Annotated in this window: 25 protein-coding genes and 4 pseudogenes; 16 read left to right on the forward strand and 13 right to left on the reverse strand. The window is 70.7% G+C overall.

Annotation, left to right across the window (positions count from 1 at the left end; translation table 11 throughout):
* Positions 1-124 precede the first annotated feature (124 nt).
* Entirely contained in the window at positions 125-1,672 is a 1,548-nt protein-coding gene (locus ACWDEN_RS21210) for a sialidase family protein (protein WP_351602392.1), read from the reverse strand.
* 226 nt (positions 1,673-1,898) lie between these two features.
* On the opposite strand from ACWDEN_RS21210, the pseudogene ACWDEN_RS21215 reads away from it, so the two are divergent.
* The 3 genes and pseudogenes from ACWDEN_RS21215 to ACWDEN_RS21225 all read left to right on the forward strand — a co-directional run.
* Positions 1,899-2,033: pseudogene (locus tag ACWDEN_RS21215) on the forward strand (M48 family metalloprotease); the annotation flags it as partial.
* A 43-nt stretch (positions 2,034-2,076) separates the two neighbouring features.
* Positions 2,077-2,829, forward strand: coding sequence for a DUF3995 domain-containing protein (locus tag ACWDEN_RS21220; RefSeq protein WP_450859888.1), 753 nt, complete (start codon positions 2,077-2,079; stop codon positions 2,827-2,829).
* A 43-nt stretch (positions 2,830-2,872) separates the two neighbouring features.
* Positions 2,873-3,453 (forward strand): annotated as a pseudogene (locus ACWDEN_RS21225) (transposase family protein); the annotation flags it as partial.
* Between the two features lie 40 nt (positions 3,454-3,493).
* Here ACWDEN_RS21225 and ACWDEN_RS21230 read toward each other — a convergent pair.
* The 3 genes from ACWDEN_RS21230 to ACWDEN_RS21240 all read right to left on the reverse strand — a co-directional run bounded on the left by ACWDEN_RS21230 (position 3,494) and on the right by ACWDEN_RS21240 (position 6,029).
* Entirely contained in the window at positions 3,494-4,078 is a 585-nt protein-coding gene (locus ACWDEN_RS21230) for a TetR/AcrR family transcriptional regulator (RefSeq protein WP_351602390.1), read from the reverse strand.
* Between the two features lie 117 nt (positions 4,079-4,195).
* A complete protein-coding gene (locus ACWDEN_RS21235) occupies positions 4,196-4,990 on the reverse strand; it encodes an alpha/beta fold hydrolase (protein ID WP_351602388.1) in 795 nt (264 codons plus the stop codon).
* A 139-nt stretch (positions 4,991-5,129) separates the two neighbouring features.
* On the reverse strand, positions 5,130-6,029 hold the full coding sequence (locus ACWDEN_RS21240) for an SDR family NAD(P)-dependent oxidoreductase (RefSeq protein ID WP_351602386.1): 900 nt from the start codon (positions 6,027-6,029) through the stop codon (positions 5,130-5,132).
* A 252-nt stretch (positions 6,030-6,281) separates the two neighbouring features.
* Between ACWDEN_RS21240 and ACWDEN_RS21245 the strand changes: the two are divergent.
* Positions 6,282-6,497, forward strand: a pseudogene (locus ACWDEN_RS21245) (methyltransferase domain-containing protein); the annotation flags it as partial.
* A 375-nt stretch (positions 6,498-6,872) separates the two neighbouring features.
* Here the strand turns inward: ACWDEN_RS21245 and ACWDEN_RS21250 are convergent.
* A pseudogene (locus ACWDEN_RS21250) lies at positions 6,873-7,061 on the reverse strand (VapC toxin family PIN domain ribonuclease); the annotation flags it as partial.
* Between the two features lie 111 nt (positions 7,062-7,172).
* Entirely contained in the window at positions 7,173-7,862 is a 690-nt protein-coding gene (locus ACWDEN_RS21255) for a hypothetical protein (protein ID WP_351602384.1), read from the reverse strand.
* 293 nt (positions 7,863-8,155) lie between these two features.
* Between ACWDEN_RS21255 and ACWDEN_RS21260 the strand changes: the two genes are divergently transcribed.
* The 10 genes from ACWDEN_RS21260 (at position 8,156) to ACWDEN_RS21305 (ending at position 13,926) form a co-directional block, all read left to right on the forward strand.
* On the forward strand, positions 8,156-8,416 hold the full coding sequence (locus tag ACWDEN_RS21260; protein ID WP_351602382.1) for a hypothetical protein: 261 nt from the start codon (positions 8,156-8,158) through the stop codon (positions 8,414-8,416).
* A 78-nt stretch (positions 8,417-8,494) separates the two neighbouring features.
* Entirely contained in the window at positions 8,495-8,815 is a 321-nt protein-coding gene (locus tag ACWDEN_RS21265; protein ID WP_450859874.1) for a hypothetical protein, read from the forward strand.
* Positions 8,816-8,962: 147 nt separating this feature from the next.
* Entirely contained in the window at positions 8,963-9,457 is a 495-nt protein-coding gene (locus ACWDEN_RS21270; RefSeq protein WP_450859875.1) for a DUF5994 family protein, read from the forward strand.
* A complete protein-coding gene (locus tag ACWDEN_RS21275; RefSeq protein WP_351602376.1) occupies positions 9,454-9,918 on the forward strand; it encodes an STAS domain-containing protein in 465 nt (154 codons plus the stop codon). Before ACWDEN_RS21270 ends, ACWDEN_RS21275 begins: the two co-directional genes overlap by 4 nt.
* Positions 9,919-10,027: 109 nt before the next feature.
* The gene (locus ACWDEN_RS21280; protein WP_450859876.1) at positions 10,028-10,447 is read left to right on the forward strand and encodes a DUF5994 family protein; all 420 of its coding nucleotides are present in this window, start codon (positions 10,028-10,030) and stop codon (positions 10,445-10,447) included.
* Between the two features lie 173 nt (positions 10,448-10,620).
* Positions 10,621-10,959: a MerR family transcriptional regulator gene (locus tag ACWDEN_RS21285; protein ID WP_351602372.1), complete on the forward strand. Its 339-nt coding sequence runs from the start codon at positions 10,621-10,623 to the stop codon at positions 10,957-10,959.
* Positions 10,960-11,190: 231 nt separating this feature from the next.
* Positions 11,191-11,397 carry a cold-shock protein gene (locus ACWDEN_RS21290; RefSeq protein WP_020943091.1) on the forward strand — a complete coding sequence of 69 codons (207 nt, stop codon included), beginning with the start codon at positions 11,191-11,193 and terminating at the stop codon, positions 11,395-11,397.
* A 215-nt stretch (positions 11,398-11,612) separates the two neighbouring features.
* The gene (locus ACWDEN_RS21295; RefSeq protein WP_450859877.1) at positions 11,613-13,118 is read left to right on the forward strand and encodes a DEAD/DEAH box helicase; all 1,506 of its coding nucleotides are present in this window, start codon (positions 11,613-11,615) and stop codon (positions 13,116-13,118) included.
* A gap of 151 nt (positions 13,119-13,269) precedes the next feature.
* Positions 13,270-13,605 carry a CBS domain-containing protein gene (locus ACWDEN_RS21300; RefSeq protein ID WP_351602603.1) on the forward strand — a complete coding sequence of 112 codons (336 nt, stop codon included), beginning with the start codon at positions 13,270-13,272 and terminating at the stop codon, positions 13,603-13,605.
* A gap of 33 nt (positions 13,606-13,638) precedes the next feature.
* On the forward strand, positions 13,639-13,926 hold the full coding sequence (locus tag ACWDEN_RS21305; protein ID WP_351602368.1) for an SCO5918 family protein: 288 nt from the start codon (positions 13,639-13,641) through the stop codon (positions 13,924-13,926).
* 304 nt (positions 13,927-14,230) lie between these two features.
* Here the strand turns inward: ACWDEN_RS21305 and ACWDEN_RS21310 are convergent, their stop codons facing one another.
* From ACWDEN_RS21310 to ACWDEN_RS21320, 3 genes are read right to left on the reverse strand one after another with little or no spacing between them, the layout of a single operon-like run.
* A complete protein-coding gene (locus ACWDEN_RS21310; RefSeq protein WP_351602366.1) occupies positions 14,231-14,659 on the reverse strand; it encodes an arsenate reductase ArsC in 429 nt (142 codons plus the stop codon).
* A gap of 24 nt (positions 14,660-14,683) precedes the next feature.
* Positions 14,684-15,427, reverse strand: a complete 744-nt coding sequence (locus tag ACWDEN_RS21315) for an aquaporin (RefSeq protein ID WP_450859878.1) — start codon at positions 15,425-15,427, stop codon at positions 14,684-14,686.
* Positions 15,424-15,795, reverse strand: a complete 372-nt coding sequence (locus tag ACWDEN_RS21320; protein ID WP_450859879.1) for an ArsR/SmtB family transcription factor — start codon at positions 15,793-15,795, stop codon at positions 15,424-15,426. The genes ACWDEN_RS21315 and ACWDEN_RS21320 overlap by 4 nt, the downstream gene beginning before the upstream one ends.
* A 105-nt stretch (positions 15,796-15,900) precedes the next feature.
* Here ACWDEN_RS21320 and arsM point away from each other — a divergent pair, with 105 nt between their 5' ends.
* Complete coding sequence (gene arsM, locus ACWDEN_RS21325; RefSeq protein WP_450859880.1) at positions 15,901-16,692, forward strand: arsenite methyltransferase; 792 nt, start codon at positions 15,901-15,903, stop codon at positions 16,690-16,692.
* A gap of 151 nt (positions 16,693-16,843) precedes the next feature.
* Here arsM and ACWDEN_RS21330 read toward each other — a convergent pair whose 3' ends face one another.
* The 3 genes from ACWDEN_RS21330 to ACWDEN_RS21340 all read right to left on the reverse strand — a co-directional run bounded on the left by ACWDEN_RS21330 (position 16,844) and on the right by ACWDEN_RS21340 (position 19,426).
* Positions 16,844-17,347 (reverse strand): class I SAM-dependent methyltransferase, encoded by a 504-nt coding sequence (locus tag ACWDEN_RS21330; protein ID WP_450859881.1) that lies wholly within the window; start codon positions 17,345-17,347, stop codon positions 16,844-16,846.
* A 112-nt stretch (positions 17,348-17,459) separates the two neighbouring features.
* Positions 17,460-18,650 (reverse strand): rod shape-determining protein RodA, encoded by a 1,191-nt coding sequence (gene rodA, locus ACWDEN_RS21335; protein WP_351602356.1) that lies wholly within the window; start codon positions 18,648-18,650, stop codon positions 17,460-17,462.
* A 200-nt stretch (positions 18,651-18,850) separates the two neighbouring features.
* Positions 18,851-19,426 (reverse strand): TerD family protein, encoded by a 576-nt coding sequence (locus ACWDEN_RS21340; protein ID WP_351602355.1) that lies wholly within the window; start codon positions 19,424-19,426, stop codon positions 18,851-18,853.
* Between the two features lie 354 nt (positions 19,427-19,780).
* Between ACWDEN_RS21340 and ACWDEN_RS21345 the strand changes: the two genes are divergently transcribed.
* Positions 19,781-20,440 (forward strand): double zinc ribbon domain-containing protein, encoded by a 660-nt coding sequence (locus tag ACWDEN_RS21345; RefSeq protein WP_351602354.1) that lies wholly within the window; start codon positions 19,781-19,783, stop codon positions 20,438-20,440.
* A 152-nt stretch (positions 20,441-20,592) separates the two neighbouring features.
* Here ACWDEN_RS21345 and ACWDEN_RS21350 read toward each other — a convergent pair whose 3' ends face one another.
* On the reverse strand, positions 20,593-21,270 hold the full coding sequence (locus tag ACWDEN_RS21350) for a hypothetical protein (protein WP_450859882.1): 678 nt from the start codon (positions 21,268-21,270) through the stop codon (positions 20,593-20,595).
* Positions 21,271-21,542 lie beyond the last annotated feature (272 nt).

The following is a 21,542-nucleotide window of genomic DNA, read 5'->3' on the forward strand; positions in this document are numbered from 1 at the left end:
GGGGATCTTGGCGTGACCACAACAGCCACACAAAGGGCTCACAGGAAAAATGGCGGGTTGTTTACCTTCCGCCTCACATGAACCCGAAGTTGCGCCAGCCGAGCCCCTCTAGGAGGGGCTTCGATCACCGGACGATCCGGTGCGGCCGAGCTCCCAAGTGTTTCGCCACTCCCGGCGCAGCCGTAGCCGTGGCCGCAGCAAAGGGCCCGTAGTCCCTGCCGGTGTGGAACAGCCCGCTGTAGGCGTCCGTGGAGTTCTGCGGCGCGTTGTCAGTGGTCTCCACGAACAGGGGCCGAACGGCGAAGCGGCCGTCAGTAGCGAGGCCCTCGTAGTCGCCGAGGAAGTGGCCCCGGGCGTAAGGGGCCTGGAGCCAGTCGAAGACGCGGGAGATGCGACGTTCGATAGCGCGGTTCTCGGCTCCGCGCGGGAAGGTGAGCAGCCAGGCGGCGGTGGGCAGGGTGGTGGTGTTCCCGGCGGTGAGGTAGCGCAGGTCGTAGTAGGTGAGCGCGACCGTGCCGCGTGCGTCCACGCTGATGGAGGGCGTGAAGGCGGGCGCGGAAGCGACCCGGTTGACCCTCGTCGGCGCCGTCCAGGTCCGGCCGCCGTCGAAGGAGTGTGTCAGTTCCACGGAGTTGTAGGCGCCGCCGCTGAAGTCCGAGCCTTCGTAGGCGACATACAACTCCCCCGTATGCCGATCGATGGCGACGTTCGGCAGGTCGCCACCCGCGCGCAGGGACTTGGTCGCGTCCGTGGGGGCGTTGGGATCGACTTCGGGTACGGACGTGTCCTTGGCGATGGTGACCGGCTTGCTCCACGTGCGGCCCTGGTCGGTCGACTTGACCACGGCGAAGTGCAGGTCGGTGGGCGTGAACGTGCCGGTGCTGTAGTCGATGTCGTACGTCTGCCAGTCGAAGACGTCGTAGAGGGTGTCGGTGCGCGGGTCGATGACGATGACGTTGCCGATGGTCTGCGAGTGCGGGACGACGGAGGTGTCCACGAACGGGCGCGCCTTGGTCCAGTGCCGGCCGCCGTCGCGGGTGATGGAGATGTAGGCGGGTCCGTCGTAGACCTTGGCGGAGTCGTCCTCGTCGATGCGGTCCCAGACCTGGTAGGCGACGCCGGGGTGATCGGGGTCGGCGGTGACCGCGTTCTTGTCGTCCGTGAACTCGGCCTGTGTGTCGTCGATCAACGGGACCGTGTGGGTCCAGGTGCGTCCGCCGTCGTACGACGTCGAGGCGGCCACCCCGTTGCGCGCGTCGGTGGCGTCGAACACCAGGCCGCTGGCGTAGACGGTGCCGTCGGGCCCCGTGCTCACCCAGCCATCAGAGGCTCGCTGATAGCTGAGGCCGCCCGGCGCGCAGTGCGAGAACGGCAGCGGGGTCTCGGTGAAATGCCGCCCGTCGTGCGTGTACGTGGCGGTCAGGCCCCGGGCACCGCCGTTGGACCAGCGGTCCTGCTGGAAGATCCCGACCGCGTTGCGCGGATCCGCCGGGGAGACGGTGACGTACGGCTCGTCCTCGGCGGACAGGTAGTTGGTGCCGGTCCCGTCGCCGCTGATGTCGCAGGCGGCGTACGGGTCAGTGGGTGAGACCAGGTGGACCGGCTGGCTGTCGCCCGAGGCCGCGGAACTGCCCACTGCGGCGACGAGCAGGAACGCAGCAGCGGTGGTCACGAGAGACGCTCTTGTACGTGTGCGCATGGCGATTCCCCCAACTCCCCGAATGACGGTCTGTCTTGGGCTGTGCTGGCGCAGGTACTGGTCCCGGGGGCCGCCGGGACATGAGTCGCCCGGCGAGCCTAGCCCCGCGCTGTGTGACCTGAGTTGGAGGAAGTAGTCAAGGACACGTCAATAATCGTTTACCGGTGTCGGTCAGCGTCGCACCCACCCAACCCCAGGCATAGCCGACTGCGGCAGCGCGACCTCGGCCGCCCCCGGAGGACGCATCGTCGTCTCGACCGGGATGCTGGCCGCGCTCACTCCGGAGGAGGTCTCCGTCCTCGTGGCCCACGAACGGGCCCATCTGCACGCCCGCCACCACCGGTTCGTCGCGGTCACCGAGCTGGCCGCCGCCGCGAATCCGCTGCTGCGCCCGCTGGCCCGGCACGTCTCCTACACGGTCGAACGCTGGGCCGACGAGGAAGCCGCTCTCGCCACGGGCGACCGCCGCCGCGCGGCTCGTACGATCGGCAAGGCGGCCCTGGCCAGACAGCGCACGGCGCCCCGGGCGTACGTTCCTCCGACCCTGCTCCACCTCACCGGCCCTTCGTCCACGGCCGGCCCGATCCCCCGCAGAGTCGCCGCCCTGCTCGCACCACCCCACAGCGGCCCCCGGGCCCAGTTTCGTCTGGGCGACCGGCGATACCTTCGGCGCGCAGTCCACGGTGTCGCCGGCGTTGGTGAAGCTCGCTCGCGATGGAGTGCCACGGTTCCTGACCGTCCTGGTCGTCACCGGCTTCCTGAAGCTCTTCCGGGCACTGGTCGGCATCGGCCTGACGCGGCCGCGGGGCTCGCGGATCAGCCGGCTCATGGTGTTCTGCGGCGGTGGCGCGGCGACCCTGCTCACGTGGCACGGCGGCCTCTTCGTCGTCCACGGTGTGCTGGTCGAGGCCGGGGCCGTCACTGTTGAACCAGATCTGACTGGGCTGACCGGTTGGTACCTCTACTTGTGGGGGCCGTGGTTCATCGTCGGTGGTCTGATCTTCGCGGGAGCCACCGCGCTGTATGTCCGCCAACGCGATGATCGGCGCAAGATGCGCCTCTACGGCGCCGTGGGCGCGCTCGGTGCCCTGTTCCTGTCCGTGGCCTCGACGGCTACCGGGATCGGTTGAGAGCTGGTACGTAACTGCTGGTCACGGGTGAGATGATCTCGCGGTGGCTGGTGTGATCACGGCGTCGGATCCGTCCTGGACAACCCCATTCACAGGGCTCAGCCCGCGCCAGTCTCGCAAGCGGTGACCGTGCTGCGGCGCGAGGAAGCCGGCAAAGTCCGCCCGGGGCGGCCCCGAGGCCTCTCCGCGGAGGACCGGCTGCTGCTCGTAGCGGCCTAGTGGCGGACGAACGTGACGCTGCGCCGGCTCGCCCCGCTGTTCGGGGTCTCCAAGTCGACCGCGGACCGCGTCATCAACCACCTCGGCCCACGGCTCGCGCTCCATCCCCGCCGACGGTTCCGGAAGGACACCGTGCCCATCGTGGACGGCACCCTGGCGCCCACCCGCGATCACACGGTCGCCGAGCAGTCGAAAAACTACCGCTACTCCACCAACCACCAGGTCGTCATCGACGCCGACAGCCGTCTCGTCATCGCCGTCGGCACGCCGGTCCCTGGCAACCGCAACGACTGCGAGGCGCGGGAGGAATCCGGCGCGAAGGCCGCCGTCGGAAAGACCATGACGATCGCCGACAACGGCTGTCCCAGCACCGGACTGGTCATGCCACACCGCCGCAGAAAGGGTTCGGCTGTCGCCGCCGAGTCCTTGGGCGGTGGCAAGCCGCTCAGGTGTTCGGTGGCGTGGCGGTACGCATGCCGCCGAGCAGGGTGGCGAGGTAGCGGTGGGCGGTCTGAATGCGGTCCGCAAGGGTGCCGCCGTGGACGGTGACGGCGTGGGCGATGCCGCACATGAGGGGGACGAGGTCGGTGGCGGCGAGGTCGGGGCGGACAGCCCCGGCGTCGCGGGCCCGCTCGAGGAGCGTGGTCCCGGTCGACTGGAGCGACTTCTTGAGTTCCGTGGTGCGCGGAAGGGCGTCCGTGGTCGTGGCGGCGACCGGGGGCAGGGCGGCATCGGTGATTTGTGCTTCGACGATGCGGGACAGGAAGTCCTCCAGGGCGCGCCCGTGGTCGGTGTCGTCCAGGGCGTGCCGGCCGTGTTCGGCGAGGGCTTCCAGGCAGGGGGTGGCAACGGTCTCCAGGAGCGCCTCGGGAGTGGCGAAGTGCCGGTAGACCGTGCCGACGCCCAGCCCCGCCCGGCGTGCGACGTCGTTGAGCTGCAGTGCGGTGCCCTGGTCGACCAGGTCGCGGGCGACGGCGACGATCCGCTCCCAGTTGCGGGCGGCGTCCTTGCGCAGCGGTGTGGTCGTCATGGGGAACAGTCCAGGTCGCTCGTCTCAAGGCAGGCTTGCCGTCCGATCATATGCGGGCGTTTCCGGGTGACGCGCCCGCCGTGGGGGCGGGTCGAGCAGCCCGCACCCGCGGGGCTGTCAGCGCTGGTCGTGCTGCCTGCTGAGGAAGCCCGTGATGATCTCCAGCCAGTGGTTCGGCTGCTCCAGGAAGGGCAGGTGTCCGGTGGGGAGCTCGGCGGTCTGCGCTCCGGGGATGGCCGCGGCCAGGTCGTACTGGAGGGCTGCCGGTATCAGGGTGTCGGCGGTGGTGACGACGACCAGGGTCGGGGCGGTGATCGCGGCGAGCTCGTCGCGGACGTCGGCACGGCGGACCAGGTCGACCTGGGCGCCGGTGCCAGGGGGGAGTGCGGCGGCGGTCTGCTCGGCGGCCGCGCGCACCTGGGCGGGGGTGAGGGAGTTCAGCAGCGGCGCGCTCACGGCCAGCTGGGTCAGGTACTGGGCGAGCAGGAGGTGCTGTCCGGTGTCGTAGAGCTGGTGCCAGATCGCGGCGGCCAGGTCGGTGCGGGTGTCCACGCGGGCGAAGGTCGCGCTCAGGACGAGCGCGGTGACCCGCTGCGGGTGGCGGACGGCCGCTCGGATCGCGACCGGGCCGCCGAGCGAGTATCCGCAGAGGGCGAACGTGTCGAGCCCTTCGGCGTCCGCGGCGGCGACGAGCTGGTCCGCCATGATGTCCAGCTGCAGGGGCGTGGGCGTGGTGGGGGTGTGTCCTGAGCCGGGGTAGTCGACCCCGACGACGGTGTGCTGCGCGGCGAGCCCTTCCATGATCGGCCCGTAGTTGGCGTCGATGCCGCCGCCGGCGCCATGGGCGAGGAGGAGGCCGGGGCCGGAGCCGTGAACGGTGCGGGCATAGGCGGTCGGGACTGCGTTGGTCATGTCGTGTCCTCAGTCGGGTGGGGATTGGGGCGGCGGTGGTGCGGCGTGTCTCGGGGGCGGGCGCGCGGGGTCGCCGCGACCGTGTGACCGGTGGCCGGCCTTGTCGGCGTTACGGGCGTTGAGCGTTGAGGGCGAATGCTCACGCGTCTGCGTCGGCCGGCATGGGTGCGTGGGCTTCGCTGAGCCGGCGCACGGCCTCGGCGAGGCGGCGGTCGGTCGCTGCGCGCAGCGGGGCGACCGGGTGGCTCTGGGGGCCGATGACCAGGCCGGTCCGGCCGGTCAGCGCGTTGTCGGTGGCGGCGACGATCGAGGGCCTGGCTGCCGCCGACGCCGGGCCGGAGGTGGAGAGCTCGAACTTGCGGCGTACCAGCGGCCACAGCAGCCGCAGCGGCGGGGAGACGATCTTCGGGTCGGTCAGGGTGCCGTTGGTCATCTCGGTGGCGGCGCCTCCGGGGTCGGCGGCGAAGACCGACACGCCCGTGCCGGCCAGTCGGGCGGCCAGGTCCAGGGTGTAGGCGAGGTTGGCGAGCTTGGCGCGGCCGTACCAGTGGAAGCCGTAGTAGCCGCCGGGCGGCTCGACGGCGTCGAACACCCGCTTGCCGACGGCGACCGCGCCCGAGGTCACGTTCACGATCCGGCTGGGCGCCCCGGCTGTGAGGGTGGGCAGCAGCAGTTCGGTCAGCAGGTACGGCGAGAGGTGGTTGACGACGAAGGACGCCTCGACGCCGCCCAGGGTCCGGTGCTGCGGGAACATCGCTCCGACGTTGTTGACCAGCACCGTCAGCGGTTCCCCCGAGGCGTCGTGGTCGGCGGCGATCCGGTCGGCGAGCGCGCGCACCTGGTCGAGTGAGGAGAGGTCGGCGGACAGGAACTGGCCGGCGCCGTCCGGGCCCGCCGCGTTGATCCGCTTGACCGCTCCGGCCCCCCGTTCCGCGTCGCGCCCGACCACGGTGACCGCGAACCCGGCAGCCGCCAGCCCCAGCGCCGTCTCCAGGCCGATGCCCCCTGTCCCCGCCGTGACCACAGCTGTCTTCGTCATGAGTTCCTCCACCCCGACAGACAATCGGATACTTCATCCGGTTAGCCGAGACGGTAGCACACATCCGGATTAACTATCCGGTTAGGCGTTCGACCGCGCTGCCCACCAGCCCTGCGCAGCGCCCGCGACCGCGGAAACGTGACGCGAGAGCACGTCATCAGCAGAGGGAGCCGCCCCACCGACACGAGGCTGCGGGCTCCTTGGCAATGACGAGACGTTTGCCCTGGGGCATTGCACGGCCTCGTCTACGGGATGCTCGCCCTGGCGCTCGACAACGCGGCGAGGGCGGGGTGCGACGAACGTCGAGTTCCTCAAGGCATCATCGAGGCGATCCCGCTCCCCGCGAACACCGTCGACGTGGTCATCTCGAACTGCGTGATCAACCTGTCCGTCGACAAGCCCGCAGTCTCCGTGAAGACCTTTCCCGTCCTGAGGCCCGGCGGCCGTATCGGCGTCTGCGACGTCGTCGCCGAGGACACCATCACGCCCGATCAGCGGACCGAGCGCGGGGACTGTGTCGGCTGCATCGCCGGCGCTCTGTCCTTCGCCGAGTACCGAAGACGAGCCGGAATTGCACGCGCCGTGCGGCGCTCGGCATACGGACGCGTCCGCATGTGGACAGTCTCACCGCTGAACCGTCCTCCATGCGCTCCTGCAACGGCGCCCTTCCGGCCAGTTCTCGCTTCCGGGGTCGCCTGCTCTTCAGCCGCCTGGAGGACCTCTCCGCGCCTCCGAACCGCTGAAATCCCAGGTCAGCAACCTGGGGTTTATCTGTTGCCGGGGAATCTCCACGGCTGGCCAAGTCCCTTCCACGGCTGCGACTTCGGCGTCCGGACGTTCGCGTCAAAGCGGCAGACCGTCGGGCCGTACCCGGAACACCTTGTAGCGGCCCAGCGGGCGCACGGCCCGGAAGTCGCGCCGGTCGAGGTGAGGACCGCGTCGGTGTCGTAGTCGGCGGCCAGGGCCGTGGTCACCGCGTCGGCGAGGTCCAGGTCACGACCGGCTGAATCGGATACGGACGGTCTGCGCGGCGCGCTGAGGGCGACTTGCCGTCCGCATTCACGCGCAGTTCCCCCGGCAGCACCGACGACATGGCCCTCCTCGCCCTGCGCCTGTCCGAGGCCGAAGCGACGAGTACGGGGCTCACGTCCCCGGAACCAGCACCAGAACCCGCAACGGGCCGGGCGGCACAGCCGTGAGTGTGTCGTCCCCGACGCTCCGCCACCCCCAGGACCGCAACGTCTCAACCGCCCTGTGGTCCCGGGCGTCCACCAGCGTGACGCCGAGTACGGCGCCGTGGTCGGCGAGCAGTCGCCGCTGGAAGCGCCGGGCGAGATTCCAGGCACGGTCCGGGTGCTCCCGGTGCACACGGGGAGGGACGACGATCCCGGATACGACGAAGAGTCGCCTGGAGGCGGCGCGGCGGAGCAGGCTCCCTGGCGGATGTCCGTCGAAGCCCTCCCACCACGGACCGGCACCGCCCGTGAGGAAGCCGTAGGCGCATCCGGTCAGGGCGGTAGTCTCCGCGATCAGCAGCGAGAACCCCGGTCGTCGTGCGTCGGCCGCGAGATGCCGCAGGAAGGCGCCGCGCCCCTGGTTCCATGCCCATGGGCCGTCACCGGACACCTTCGCGTACAGGTCGCCCAGCTCTTGCAGGCGATCCTCGACCTGCCCGCGGGTCAGCGGGCGGAGGCGTTCTCCCTCGTACGGTGAGGCTCCCCGCTCCCACCTCGGCCGGCCCGGAGCACGTGTGCGCGGCTTGGCCGGTGCGGGCCGGGGGGCGGGAACGTTCGACGGCGTCGGGGTGGTCGGGATGAACATGTGCGCGGTCATGGGGCGGACCCTGCCCCGGGCGCGGACGAGGACCGCCCCCGTGTCGTCGATCACCGAGAGCGGCACTGGTGTCGGAGCCGGTGCACGGAGTGCCCTCGATGTCTCCACCGTACTCCCAGGCGTACTCCCGGCCGGACCGCCGGTCGGGCGGGGTACGCACGGCCGCCCTCGCCCGGCATACCCTTCAGGAGAGGGGTGCCGTGGAAACACGGCGCAGCCCCCGTCACCGTCGCTCGGCGGCTCGGGCAACGACCGCGTTCTGGTGTGTACCCGTCGCCCGCCAGGAGGTCCGTATGGAGCACAACCCCTTGCCCTCCGAGAGTCACGCCGAGGTCCGCATCGTGGCCGCGACCCCTGAGGTCGCCCGGCGCGTGGCCGACGTCCTCCGCCGCTGCTTCGCCTCGACCGAGCAGCGCAGCTATCCCGCCGGCCGCGAAGGAGGGACCCGGCTCCATCTCACCCTCGACACCGCGAACGCCGCGGAACCCGCACGGTCCTGGCTCTCGACCCGTACATCGACACAGCAGGCGCAAGCACACGCCGACGAGGTGTGACCCGGGTCCCTGAGGCCACGGGAGTCCACCGTCGCGTCCATGCCCACGCGGCCGTCAACACCTCGGAGAACGACAGCCATGACGAAACTCCGCGAACGCAGGAACAACCGGAAGGCGGTCCTGGAATCCCTGTACGGGGCCGTCGAGCACAACCGCCCCGAGGTCAGCGGATCGGTGCTCCGTGCCGAGCTTGACCTGCCCGACGAGGACCTCTCCGCCGCGTGCGTCTACCTGGCCGACGAGGGCCTGATCAACGTGGAGTGGACCTCGCACCGGACCCCGGCCGCCGTCTCTCTGACACACGTCGGCATCTGCCTGATGGAAGAGCTGGAGGAGGAGCAGGAGGAGGAGCAGGAGGAGGAGCAGCAGGACGACCGGGAGAGGACAGAGCGGTCGTAGTCGGGCGACTGACCCGCCCGCCTCTCGTCGGCCGGGGAGTAGCCTTGACCGTACCGAGAGCTCTTCGCGCAGCGCTTCCGGCGGTGCCGTTCCCGGCGAGTGACCAGACGGGCAGTCGCTCCACGGCTTCCGGGACGGGACCGCACGATGGAACCGAGCAGTACGCCGACCGGAGGCGTGCCCGCGGCCGACGCGCACACGTACCGCATGCCCCTGCCGCGCCTGGCCCTCCCGCCGGACGTCAGCCACGGCCCGCTGGACGGGGCCCGGTGGCCGCGCCGCGCCGCGCTCGAACTCGAACTTCCCTCGCTGGTCGGCTCGTTGGAGCCGGATCCGGATACCACGGTGCGGGTCACCGTTGATCCCGCCGAATGGCCCGACGCGCCACACACGGTCATGTCACCCGGCCGGGAGATCGCCGTTGAGCCGGCCGGCCCCGGAAGCGCCGCGCACGTCATCACCCTGGACTGCGGCACCGAGAGGCGCTGGGTGCTGCTGGTCGTCCCGCCCGAGAAGCCCGCCGGAACAGCCGCCCGGCTGCCGGCCGCGGCAGCCGACCCCGAGAACCCGCTGACCGCCGCGCGCATGCTGACGCTCGCCGAGACCGGGCTCCTCGGGAGCACGACAGGGGAGACACCATGAGGCACGCCACCCCGTGGGCATCCTCGGCAGGGACCGTCGGCCGGCCTCAAGTGCCCTCCTCGCACGGACCGTCGACCAGTCAGGGCGAAGCACCCGAGCCCTTCGAGGAGTGCCGCATCGTCCGCGCGCACGGCGAGCTGGACGCGCAGACCGTGGCGCCGCTGGTCCGCGCCCTGGCCGAGGCCCGCGCCGCCCGGCCCGGACGGCTCCGCCTCATCGTGGACCTGAGCCGGGTGACGTTCTCCGACGGCAGCATCCTGGCGCCTCTGTGCGAGGCGTGGTCCGACTGCCGCGCCCGGGGCGGCTGGATACGCGTCGTCTACGACAGCCACGCGACCGCCCTGGTCTTCCGCTGCACCGGTCTCCTCCACCGCTTCCCCGCCTACGCCAGCGCGCAGGACGCCTGGGAGGGACGAACGGCCGACACCGGCGCGCCAAAGGCACCCGGACGGAACAGCTGACCGCGGCGGTCCGAGCCGCCGCGTCCTCCGCTTGCGCTCTCCCGGCGGCCGAGGCACACCGTCCGGCCGGGACCGACGTACCGCGCCGAACCACTCGACAGGACACCTCATGACGAGCGACCGCCTACGGCCCCCGCCGCCCGCCCCGCCTCTCCTGCGCCTGTACCTCGCACCCGAGAGCACCGTGCCACGCCGTATCGACGGGGCCTGGTGGCCGCGCACCTTCGATCTCCTGGCGGAACTTCCGCCGCTGCTCTCCGGTCTGCCCCGTGCCTGGGGTCAGATCGTCAGCGTCCTGGTGAACGGCACGGCGGGGACCGGGGCACCGGGCCTCGTACTCGTCCGCGACCAGGTCGTCCGGCTGCGCAGGTCCACCACGGCGCACGCGCCGAGCACCGTCGTCCTGATGGCACCCGGCCAGGGGCGCAGGGACCTGCTGGTCGTCCCGCCGGAGGCCACCGAACGGGCCGCCGTATCGCTCATGTCCGCAGCCGGGCTGACACCGGAGCAGCGCGACTTCGCGAGCTGAGTACGTCGTCCGGAGAGGGGATATCTGCCACGGCGAGACCACATGTCCGTGCCCGCCGGAGTTAGGGTTGTCGCACGAGGCGGATGGCGCGAAGGCGGATGGCGCCGGATCCTTCGCAGCACGGGTGCCGCGCACACCCGGGTCCCTCGCCGCGCCCCCGAAACGAAGGTGCCATGCCCGCTGAGAACACCCCTGTCGCCGGCAACCTCGACGACGACAACTATCCCGCCTACACCATGGGGCGGGCCGCCGATGTTCTCGGCACCACCCCCGCCTTCCTCCGGGCCGTCGGCGAAGCCGGGCTGATCACCCCGCTGCGTTCGGAAGGCGGCCACCGCCGGTACTCCCGCCGCCAGTTGCGCACCGCCGCCCGCGCCCGGGAACTGGTCGACCAGGGCACCCCCGTCGAGGCCGCGTGCCGCATCATCACCCTGGAGGACCAGCTCGACGACGCCCTCCGGCTGAACCGGGAAATGCGCCGGAAGCTGGACGAGCCCGGTGCGGATACCTAGTCCCGCCGATATAGAAATGCATACTCCAGCGGGATGACGATTACCGGACCGGTCCGAAAACTCATCGCTGCCGCCACCCGCCTGTGTTAACGTGATAGCTGTTGCGGTTTTGGTTGCCAGAGATTTTTTCTTTGCAGAGCTTTCCGGGATCTTTCCGGAGGGGTGATCATCGCGGCGACTAGGCTCCGTAAAGTGCGGAGTCCGACACTGCCCCTCCAAGGGAGATTCAATATGGCATCTGGCACCGTGAAGTGGTTCAATGCGGAAAAGGGCTTCGGCTTCATCGAGCAGGAGGGCGGCGGCGCTGACGTGTTCGCCCACTACTCGAACATCATCAGCAACGGTGGCTTCCGCGAGCTTCAGGAAGGCCAGAAGGTCAGCTTCGACGTCACGCAGGGCCAGAAGGGCCCGCAGGCCGAGAACATCGTTCCCGCCTGACGCCGACGCGAACCGTCGCGAGCCACCGGTTCGCGCATCATGTGGCTGGGGCCCGCGCTCTCGGGGTGCGGGCCCCAGCCCATTTTTTCTGCTCCCGCAAGGCCGTGCGGAACGTACGAAACGTCAACCCAAGGTCTTCGGATTTCACTCGGCTCAGTCCTGTGATTCCCCTCAAGGAATTCCTCGATACGTGCCGCATCGAGGAAGGCCCCGTCGTGGACCGCACCCGTTCCGCTCGTTCCAGCAGCTCCAGCAGCTCCAACCGCTTCCGGGCGCAGCAACCGCACCGTCGAAATTCCGGTCCGGGCCCCCGGCACAAGAGCGGTCAACGAGCACGCCCCACCGCACGCCGACAGGAGTTCGCCCTGCCGGTCACCCTCACCGAGCCGCTCCCCGCGGTCGGGACGTTCGCCGAACTGGACATGCCCGCACGGCTGCTGGCCGCACTCCGCACCGAGGGCGTGACCGTTCCCTTCCCGATCCAGGCGGCCACCCTGCCGAACGCGCTGGCGGGCCGGGACGTCCTGGGCCGGGGTCGGACGGGCTCGGGCAAGACGCTCGCCTTCGGCCTGCCGGTACTGGCCCGCCTCGACGGGCAGCGGGCCCAGCCCAAACAGCCGCTCGCCCTCGTCCTCGTCCCCACCCGGGAACTGGCCCAGCAGGTCACCGACGCGCTCACCCCGTACGCCCGTGCCCTGCGGCTGCGGCTCGCCACCGTGGTGGGCGGCATGTCGATCGGCCGTCAGGCGAGCGCGCTGCGCGGCGGCGCCGAGGTCGTCGTCGCCACGCCCGGCCGTCTCACGGACCTCATCGAGCGAGGAGCCTGCCGGCTGGACCAGGTCGCCGTCACCGTCCTGGACGAGGCCGACCAGATGGCCGACATGGGCTTCATGCCGCAGGTGACCGCGCTGCTCGGCCAAGTCCCCGCCCGCGGCCAGCGGTTGCTGTTCTCGGCCACCCTGGACCGCAACATCGACCTCCTGGTACGCCGCTACCTCCACGACCCCGTCGTGCACTCGGTCGACCCGTCCGCGGGAGCCGTCACCACCATGGAGCACCATCTGCTGCACGTGCGCGACGCCGACAAGGACTCCGCCGCGACCGAGATCGCCGCCCGCGACGGACGCGTGATCATGTTTCTGGACACCAAGCACGCGGTGGACCGGCTCGCTGCGCACCTGCTGTCCGTCGGGGTGCGCGCCTCCGCCCTGCACGGCGGCAAGTCCCAGCAGCAGCGCAACCGGACGCTCGCCCAGTTCAAGGACGGCCACGTCACGGCCCTGGTGGCCACCAACGTCGCCGCCCGCGGCATCCACGTCGCGGGCCTCGACCTCGTCGTGAACGTCGACCCTCCCGGCGACCACAAGGACTACCTGCACCGCGGCGGCCGTACGGCACGCGCCGGCGAGTCCGGCACCGTCGTCACCCTCGTCCTGCCGCACCAGCGCCGCGCCGTGGACCGTCTGATGGCCGACGCCGGCATCACTCCGGACACCGCCCGGGTCCGTCCCGGCGAGGCCGAACTGCAGCGCATCACCGGCGCCCGGACCCCCTCCGGCGTGCCCGTCACGCTCACCGCCCCGGTCGACGGACGAAGCGAGGGCAGAGGCGAGAGCAAGGGATCCGCCGGCCGGAATCGCAGGGGCCGGGCCGCCGGCCACGGCGGGAGCGGCCGGGCCGCCGCCCGCGCCCGTCGCTCCGCCCCGAGGAACACCCCGTAGCCCCGTACGGGGGATGCACTCCCAGCAGTCAGGCAGATCCGTCGCCCGTCCCGCCCGCCCCGACGAAGAGGAGAAGCCCTTGACGCAGCATCCGTCCCGAACACAGCAGGCCGACGGCGCCGACGGCATCGATCTGACCGCCCGTGACGCCATGCACGATCCCGGGCCCCAGGTCGACGACCACATGACGGTCGACGTCGCCCTGTCCGTGCTCATCGGTGCCCGTGTCCCGCACCTGCTCCTCCAGGACGAGGACGGGCGGTGCGCGGGACTGGTCACCCGGGCCCAGCTCGCCGCGCACCGCGGCGGCTCGTGGTACAGCGACCGGACCCGGCTGCGGGACATCCCGCTCGACCGCGGACCGTTCACCTCGTCCGTCGCCGTACTCGGCGAGGCGGAGGCCGCCATGCGGGACCGGACCCTGGACGTGTCCCCCGTGATCGACGAACACGGCTACGCCCTGGGCATCCTCGCCCTCACGTCCTGAGCCATCATCCCTGTCCGCCCTGTGGAGGCATCCATGCGCTGTGTCATCGCCCGGTTCCCCTTCGACCTGACCAAGTTCGAGGTCGAGCAGTCGATGAGCGGCATCACGCCCGAACCCGCCACCGGCGTGTGCGTGACCATCAACCGCCGCGTCTACCCCGTGATGCAGGTCGGGGAAGTGATCACCAGACAGAACCGCCGCGACTTCACCTCGGCCGAGATGCACCGGGCACTGACCCGCCTCGGCTTCACCTGCCACGACGCGCGCCCGGTCACGCCGGAATGGGGCGCGCGAGCCGACGAGCGTGCGCTCGATTGGTGACGTCTTCCAGTTCAACGGCCGGTGAGACGCGGTGCGCGGGGCGGAAAGCCGCGGATGTGGCCCGCTCCCCCGGTTGTCGTCGCGGGGCTGCCCGGCGACATCCCGTGCGGCGTGTCCAAGCCGTACGCCGAGGCGTCCCGCCTGTGCGAGCGCAACCGTCCATCGACCGGGCGGCGTCAGAAGGGACCGACAGCGACAGCAACCCCAGGTCGATGGCTCGGCGTAGGCACATCGCTCGGAGAGCGGAACGACAGCGGCCCGGCCGGGTGTCGCATCGCGGCGATGCGGACCGCCGCGTCGGCTGTCATACGCGAGGCGCCACGCCGAGGCCGGCGAGCAGGTCCCGGACGCGGTTCCCGATCTCGTCGCGGATGGGGCGTACGGCGTCGACGCCCTGTCCGGCGGGGTCGTCCAACGTCCAGTCCAGGTAGGTCTTGCCGGGGAAGACGGGGCAGGTGTCACCGCACCCCATGGTGATCACGACATCGGACGCCTGTACGGCCTCGACGGTCAGGATCTTCGGAGTCTCGGCGGAGATGTCGATGCCCTCTTCCCGCATCGCCTCGACGACAGCGGGGTTGACCGTGCCGGCCGGGGCCGAGCCCGCGGAACGGACCTCCACCGCGTCTCCGGCGAGGTGGGCGAGGAAGGCGGCGGCCATCTGCGAGCGCCCGGCGTTGTGGACGCAGACGAAGAGGACGGAGGGGCGGTCGGTGGCGGGAGTGCTGGTCACGGGGGCGCCTTCCTGGGCAGCGGGTCAGGGGAGGGTGGGGGCGGCGAGTTCGGGCTCGTCCTGGGCCGATGAGGCATCGGCCTGCGCAGAACCCTGAGGCTCGAAGACCAGGCCCATGAGCACCAGCCCGAGCAACGCGCCGACCGCCTGCGCTGCCACGAACGGGGCGACCGAGCCGGGCGCGATGCCGGCGAAGGTGTCCGTGAAGGCCCGGCCGATCGTCACCGCCGGGTTCGCGAACGAGGTCGAAGAGGTGAACCAGTACGCCGCTCCGATGTACGACGCCACCGCGACCGGGGCGACGTGAGCACGGCCGGCCCTGGACAGGCCGAACACCAGGAACACCAGTCCGGCGGTGGCGACGATCTCGCCCAGCAGCAGATGGCCGGCCGAGCGGTCGCGCGTCGACCACCGCACCAACGGCTCGCCGAACATGGCGTCGGCGACGACCGCACCCGCCACCGCTCCCGCGACCTGGGCGGGAACGTAGGCGCACACGTCCCGTGCGGTGAGCCCGCCGCCGGTACGGCGGCCGGTGCACCAGGCCGCGAGCGTGACGACCGGGTTGAAGTGGGCACCGGAGACGGGCCCGAGCAGAGCGATGAGCACGCCGAGGCCGAAGACCGTGGCGAGCGCGTTGGCGAGCAACTGCACGCCCCCGTCGTGCGACAGTCCGGTGGCCTGGATGCCCGAACCGACCACCACGGCGACCAACGCCGCCGAGCCGACGGCCTCGGCCAGGGCACGCCGCCCGAGAGAGGCGCTCACGCGGGCGCCCCGGTGGCCGTCGGCGTCCTCAAGAACGCGGCCAGGTGATCGAGAGCCTCCGGCAGCACCCAGTAGTAGACCCAGGTGCCACGGCGCTCGCAGTCGATGAGACCGGCCTGGCGCAGGAGCTTGAGGTGGTGGGAGATCGTCGGCTGGGACAGATCGAAGGCGGGCGTCATCTCGCACACGCACACCTCACCGCCCTCACGCGAGGCGATCATCGACAGCAGCCGGAGCCGCACCGGGTCGCCCAGGGCCTTGAAGGCCTTGGCCAGCTCGGCTGCCCGCCCGTCGTCGAGCGGCGCCGTAGAGACCCCCGGGCAGCAGGCGTCGCCCTGGCCGATCACCGCAAGCTCTTGTTTCGACATTCCTCTATGTTGACATTCTTCGATCCAGGGCGCAAGGTTGCATCGATGAATGTCGATACAGGCCGTCCGACGTGCTCTCGTGCCTCGTCACCCAGGAGTGAAGCCATGAACGAGCAGCCCATTGACCTGCGTGACACCGTCCGCCGGTGGTACGCCGCCGCGGCCGTCAAGGTCGCCGAAGGTGGCACCGCCTGTTGCGGACCCCAGCCCCTCGAAGCGGACGAGAACTTCGGTTCCACGCTCTACGCCGCCGACGAGCGTGACACCCTGCCCGCCGATGCCGTCGCCGCCTCCCTCGGCTGCGGAAACCCCGTCGCCGTGGCCGAACTGCGCGAGGGCGAGCGCGTCCTCGACCTCGGCTCCGGCGGTGGCATCGACGTGCTGCTGTCCGCCCGCCGCGTGGGGCCGACGGGGAGGGCGTACGGGCTGGACATGACCGAGGAGATGCTCGCCCTGGCACTGGCCAACGCCGAGAAGGCCGACGCGACGAACGTGGAGTTCCTCAAGGGCACCATCGAGGCGATCCCGCTGCCCGCCGGCACCCTGGACGTGGTGATCTCCAACTGCGTGATCAACCTGTCCGCCGACAAGCCGGCCGTCTTCGCCGAGACCTACCGTGTGCTGAAGCCGGGCGGCCGGATCGGCGTGTCGGACATCGTCGCCGACGACACCCTCACCCTCGAACAGCGCGCCGAGCGCGGGGACCACGTCGGCTGCATCGCCGGCGCGCTGTCCTTCAGCGAGTACCGGGAGGGACTGGAGCGAGCCGGATTCACCGACGTACAGATCACCTCGACCCACTCCGTCGCCGACGGCATGCACTCCGCGATCGTTCGCGCGGTCAAGCCGCACCAGTCCGAGGGGACGAGTGGTCGTCCCGGCCCGAAACCCCGCTGACGCCCCGTCACCGGTCGAACCACCGTCCGGCTGCTCACGCCCGCTGGGGGTGCCTGGTCGTCAACGCGCACGCCGGCGCAGAGAACGGCGACCCCGAGGTCAATGCGTTCGGAACAGCGTGTGTGCCCCGGTTCACCGGGCGCTGCCGACCTCAGCCGTTGCGGGAGGCCCACACCTCGGCGTACGGGCCCGGGTCCACCCGGTCGACCTCGAAGCCCGCCCCCGTCACGGCGGTGGCAAACTCGTCCGGATCCCAGACGGTGTACCACCGTCTTCCGTCAGGTTCGTCGAGCCAGCCCGTGTGCCCGGTGGCTTTGAGACACACGTACAGCTTGCCGCCGGGACGCAGCAGCGCCCCGAACTGCCCCAGCACGTCAACGGTCTCCGCCGCATCGAGGTGGACGAGAGAGGCGGACGCCCAGACACCGTCGAACGTTCCGGCCGGGAACCGCTTCCCGACCTCACGCAGATCGCACTGCGATGTGGGCGCGTGGGTGTTGGCCATCGCCACGAACACCGGGTTCAGGTCGACACCGCGCGCCACATGCCCGTACGCCCGGAACCTCGCGAGGTCGCGGCCCGGGCCGCATCCGGCGTCGAGGATCAACGAAGGCGCCGGCAGAGAGCCCGCGAACCGCTCGACTCGATCCGCCATCTTCGGAGCATGCACAGCCGCGTACTCGCCGGCGTGGCCGCTGTAGACGGCAACCGACTCGGCGACGGGGTCCAGCCCTCCTCCGAGCTCATAAGCCTCGCCGGACCATTGGTCACCTTTGCTGCACCCGGATGGACTGCAGCAGACCGACCGCCACCCACACCGCGAACATCGAGGAACCGCCGTAGGAGACGAACGGCAGCGGAATGCCCGCCACCGGCATGATGCCGAGCGCCATGCCGATGTTCTCGAAGGACTGGAAGGAGAACCAGGCGACGATGCCGGCGGCGATTATCGTGCCGTACAGCTCGGTTGTCTCGCGGGCGATGCGGCAGGCACGCCACAGGATCACGCCGATCAGGGCGATGATCAGGATGCCGCCTGCGAAGCCCAGTTCCTCCCCGGCGACCGTGAACACGAAGTCGGTCTGCTGCTCCGGGACGAACTGGCCGGTGGTCTGCGCGCCATGGAAGAGGCCCTCGCCCGTCAGACCGCCGGATCCGATGGCGATGCGGGCCTGGTTGGTGTTGTAGCCGACCCCGGACGGGTCCAGGCTCGGGTCGGCGAAGGCGGCGAAGCGGTTGATCTGGTACTGGTCGAGCAGATGCAACTGCCACACGGCGACGGCACCGAGGACACCGACGCCGAGCAGGCCGAAGACCCAGCGGTTGGAGGCGCCGGACGCGAGCAGCACGCCCAGGATCGTGACCGTCATGACCATCGTCGAGCCGAGGTCGGGCATCATCATGACGACCGCGATCGGCACGGCGGCCAGGCCCAGGGCCTGGATCACCGTGCGGTTGTCCGGGTACTTCTTGTCGGCCGCGTCGACCTGGGCCGCGAGGAGCAGGGCCATGCCCAGGATGATGGTGACCTTCACGAACTCCGAGGGCTGGAGAGAGAATCCGCCGCCCAGCACGATCCAGTTGCGGTTGCCGTTGATGGTGGCACCGAGCGGGGTGAGCACCGCCAGCACCCCGAGCAGTGAGATGCCGTAGAGCATCGGCACCGCGTTGCGCAGGGCGCGGTGGCCCAGCCAGATCGTGCCGATCATCAGGACGCACCCGATGCCGAGGTTCATCAAGTGCCGGACGAGGAAGTAGTGCGGGTCACCCTGGTTGATCCCGGTGCGGTTCCGGGTGGCGGAGTACACCAGCAGCGAGCCGATGAACGACAGGGCAAGGGCCGCCAGCAGTATCGGCCAGTCCAGCCGGCGCACCACGGAGTCGCGCGCGAAGAGCCGCGCCCAGGCGGGGCGCTCGGGGCCGTAGCCCGAGACGGTGAAGGTGTTCGCACCGGTCATGTGAGCGTCCTCCGGCTTTCGCGCTCACGCGATCGCCTGCGGGTCGTACGGTCGGCTGTGGCCGCCGGGGTTCCGTGACGGCCAAGGGTGTCCGGGCCGCCCGCCCATCGCCCGCATGCGGGGATGGGGCCGCATGCGGGCATGGGGCCGCATGCGGGCATGGGGCCGGCCGAGCGGGCGGTGGGCGACAGTAGGGGGCCTCAGACGTGGACGCCGAAGTCGGCCGCGATTCCGCGCAGGCCCGAGGCGTAGCCCTGTCCCACCGCGCGGAACTTCCACTCCGCGCCGTGCCGGTACAGCTCGCCGAACACCATCGCGGTTTCCGTCGAGGCATCCTCGGACAGGTCGTACCGCGCGATCTCCTGGCCGCCTGCCTGGTTCACGACACGGATGAACGCGTTCCGCACCTGCCCGAAGCTCTGGCCGCGCACCTCCGCCTCATGGATGGAGACCGGGAACACGATCTTCGCGACCTCGCCCGGTACGGCGGCCAGGTTCACCTTGATCGACTCGTCGTCGCCCTCGCCCTCACCGGTGAGGTTGTCTCCGGTGTGCTCCACCGACCCGTCCGGGCTCCTGAGGTTGTTGTAGAAGACGAAGTGCTGGTCGGAGACGACCTTGCCGGAGGCATCGCAGAGCAGGGCGGAGGCATCCAGGTCGTAGTCCGCACCGGTGGTGGTGCGAACGTCCCACCCGAGGCCGACCAGTACCGCGCTCAGGCCCGGCGCCTCCTTGCTCAGCGACACGTTGCCGCCCTTGCCCAGGGAAACTCCCACGGCTCTTCCTCCCGACTGCGGGTCGTCTGTACGGTCACCGGGTTCAACGCCGACCACATCACCACGGTTCCCTCAATTGCGCAAAAGATAAACTGTGGCGCCGGGTGGGTACTCCGCCGGCCCGCCCCGAGAGCGCCAAGCAGCAGTGAGCCACTGCGGTACGGCTTCGACATCGCCAGTCCCTGAGACGTACGAGGCAGCGCGGCAGGAGCTCGTCGTGGTCGCCCGGCTGATCCCCGACGGGACTGCGGCCGGCGGCCCTGCCGTTGAATGCCTCACCGATGGCGAGAACCAGTAGCCTTCCGCCGGCGTCGTAGGGCAGTGTGCCGACGGCCGGAACTGTGGGGGGACCACGTGAGCAGCGAGATCTACTTCAGCAACAACTACCGTGACCTGTGCGAGCGCAGCGGTACGGGGGCCGGTTTCCAGTTCGAGTTCTCGTGTTCCCGCTGCTACGACACCTGGCGCTCGCCCTTCGAGCCGTACGCCGGTGAGCGGGCCGCCACCTGGCTCGGCAAGGGCGTCGACATGGCCTGGAGCCTGCTGGGCCGGGCCGGCGGCGGGCTCACCTCCGCGGCCGACGGACTCGCCGGCGCCGGCTGGGGGCCCGCCCGCGACAAGGCTTTCGAACGGGCGATCGGCAATGCGCAAGGACACTTCAACCGCTGTGCGCGATGCACCCACTACGTCTGCGGGCGCTGCTGGAACGCGGCGCAGGGCCTGTGCCTGAACTGCGCTCCGGACACCGCGGCCGAGGCCATGGCGGCCCAGCAGCGCGGCCTGAACGACATGGCCTCGCAGCGGGCGTACGCCGTGGGCCAGCAGGCCGGTCAGGGGTACGACCCCAACATGCCCCGGCAGCTGGTCTGCCCCCAGTGCCGCACCGAGACCCGCGGCGCCGCCTTCTGCTCCGGCTGCGGCTATCACCTGGCCCAGTCCTCCGCATGCGCTTCCTGCTCCGCCGTGGTGCCGGACGGCGCGGCCTTCTGCCCGGGGTGCGGCAGTCGGCAATAGCACGGTCTCGGCCGTGGGGAGCGCGAAGACGCCGAAGACGCATGGAATCGCGCGGCTTTCCCCGTAACGACGGGGTGGGCGGGCCAGGTGCCGCCGGCGCACAGGACGAGCCATCGGGCCCGAGCGCGGCGCGCACAAGGCCGGAGACCCCGTCAGAGGCCGCGCGCGGACCGGCGGGCAGAAGGGCCCTCACGCTCCGCCGCGGAACTCTCTTCGAGCCGCCCGAGCAGGAACGGCAGGACTCCCCGCTCCAGCAGGGCCAGCTCCCACTCCTCACGTGCGTGCGCCGCTCCGGTGGCCGCATCCTCAGGCGCGTCAGGCCGATCGGCCGCCCGGCTCCGAGCGGCCGCCACGATGAAGTACGCGAGGTCCCCGATCGCTCCTCCCACGGCCACGGCCCCGGCGATCAGACCCGACGTGATCAGTGCTTCGCCGACGTAGGGACGCGCTCCAAGGGCCAGCAGGACGAACCCTATGATCAGGCACACGGCGGCGGCAGCGACGGCCAGACTCGTCACGAGCACCGCCAGCACCGGCAAGAGGCCGCCACTGGCGCTCGGCACACCGGTTTCCGGCCCTTCGCTGGCGCTGCGGTCCTTCGTCCCGGCGGCCACGTCGGCCAGCGCCTCGACGAACTCGCGATACTCGACGGCCGCAGCGGCAAGGATGTCGTCCCGCGCCTGGAGCGCTCGCGTACGCAGCCGTCCGCGGTCGAGCGTTCCGCCGGGTCGGCGCAGCGCGTCAGCGACCTGCGGGGACTGCAAGCCCTCCTCCAGAAGCCGCTCGAACGTCGCATGAATCTCTGCCTCGGGCAGTTCCGGTGCCCCCATCTGTCCCCCGAACCTCGGTGTGTGACTCGGCCGCACGACGTACGAACCGGCCAGACGAGTGCCGTCAGGAGTGGCGAGTCTAAGGGTTCCCCAATTGCGCAACCCTTAAAGTGCAGCGGGACACCAGGCCACGTGAACAACCCGTTGCGGAGCATTCCGTTGCCGCTCGGCAGGGCCTCAGGCGTCGGAGTCCGGCACGCCGCGGGCCGCCGTGTACGCCTGGGACGGTGTCATGGAGATGCCGTTGACGCTGACCGTCCTGTACGGGCTGA

The sequence above is a fragment of the Streptomyces sp. NPDC001153 genome, assembly GCF_053598315.1.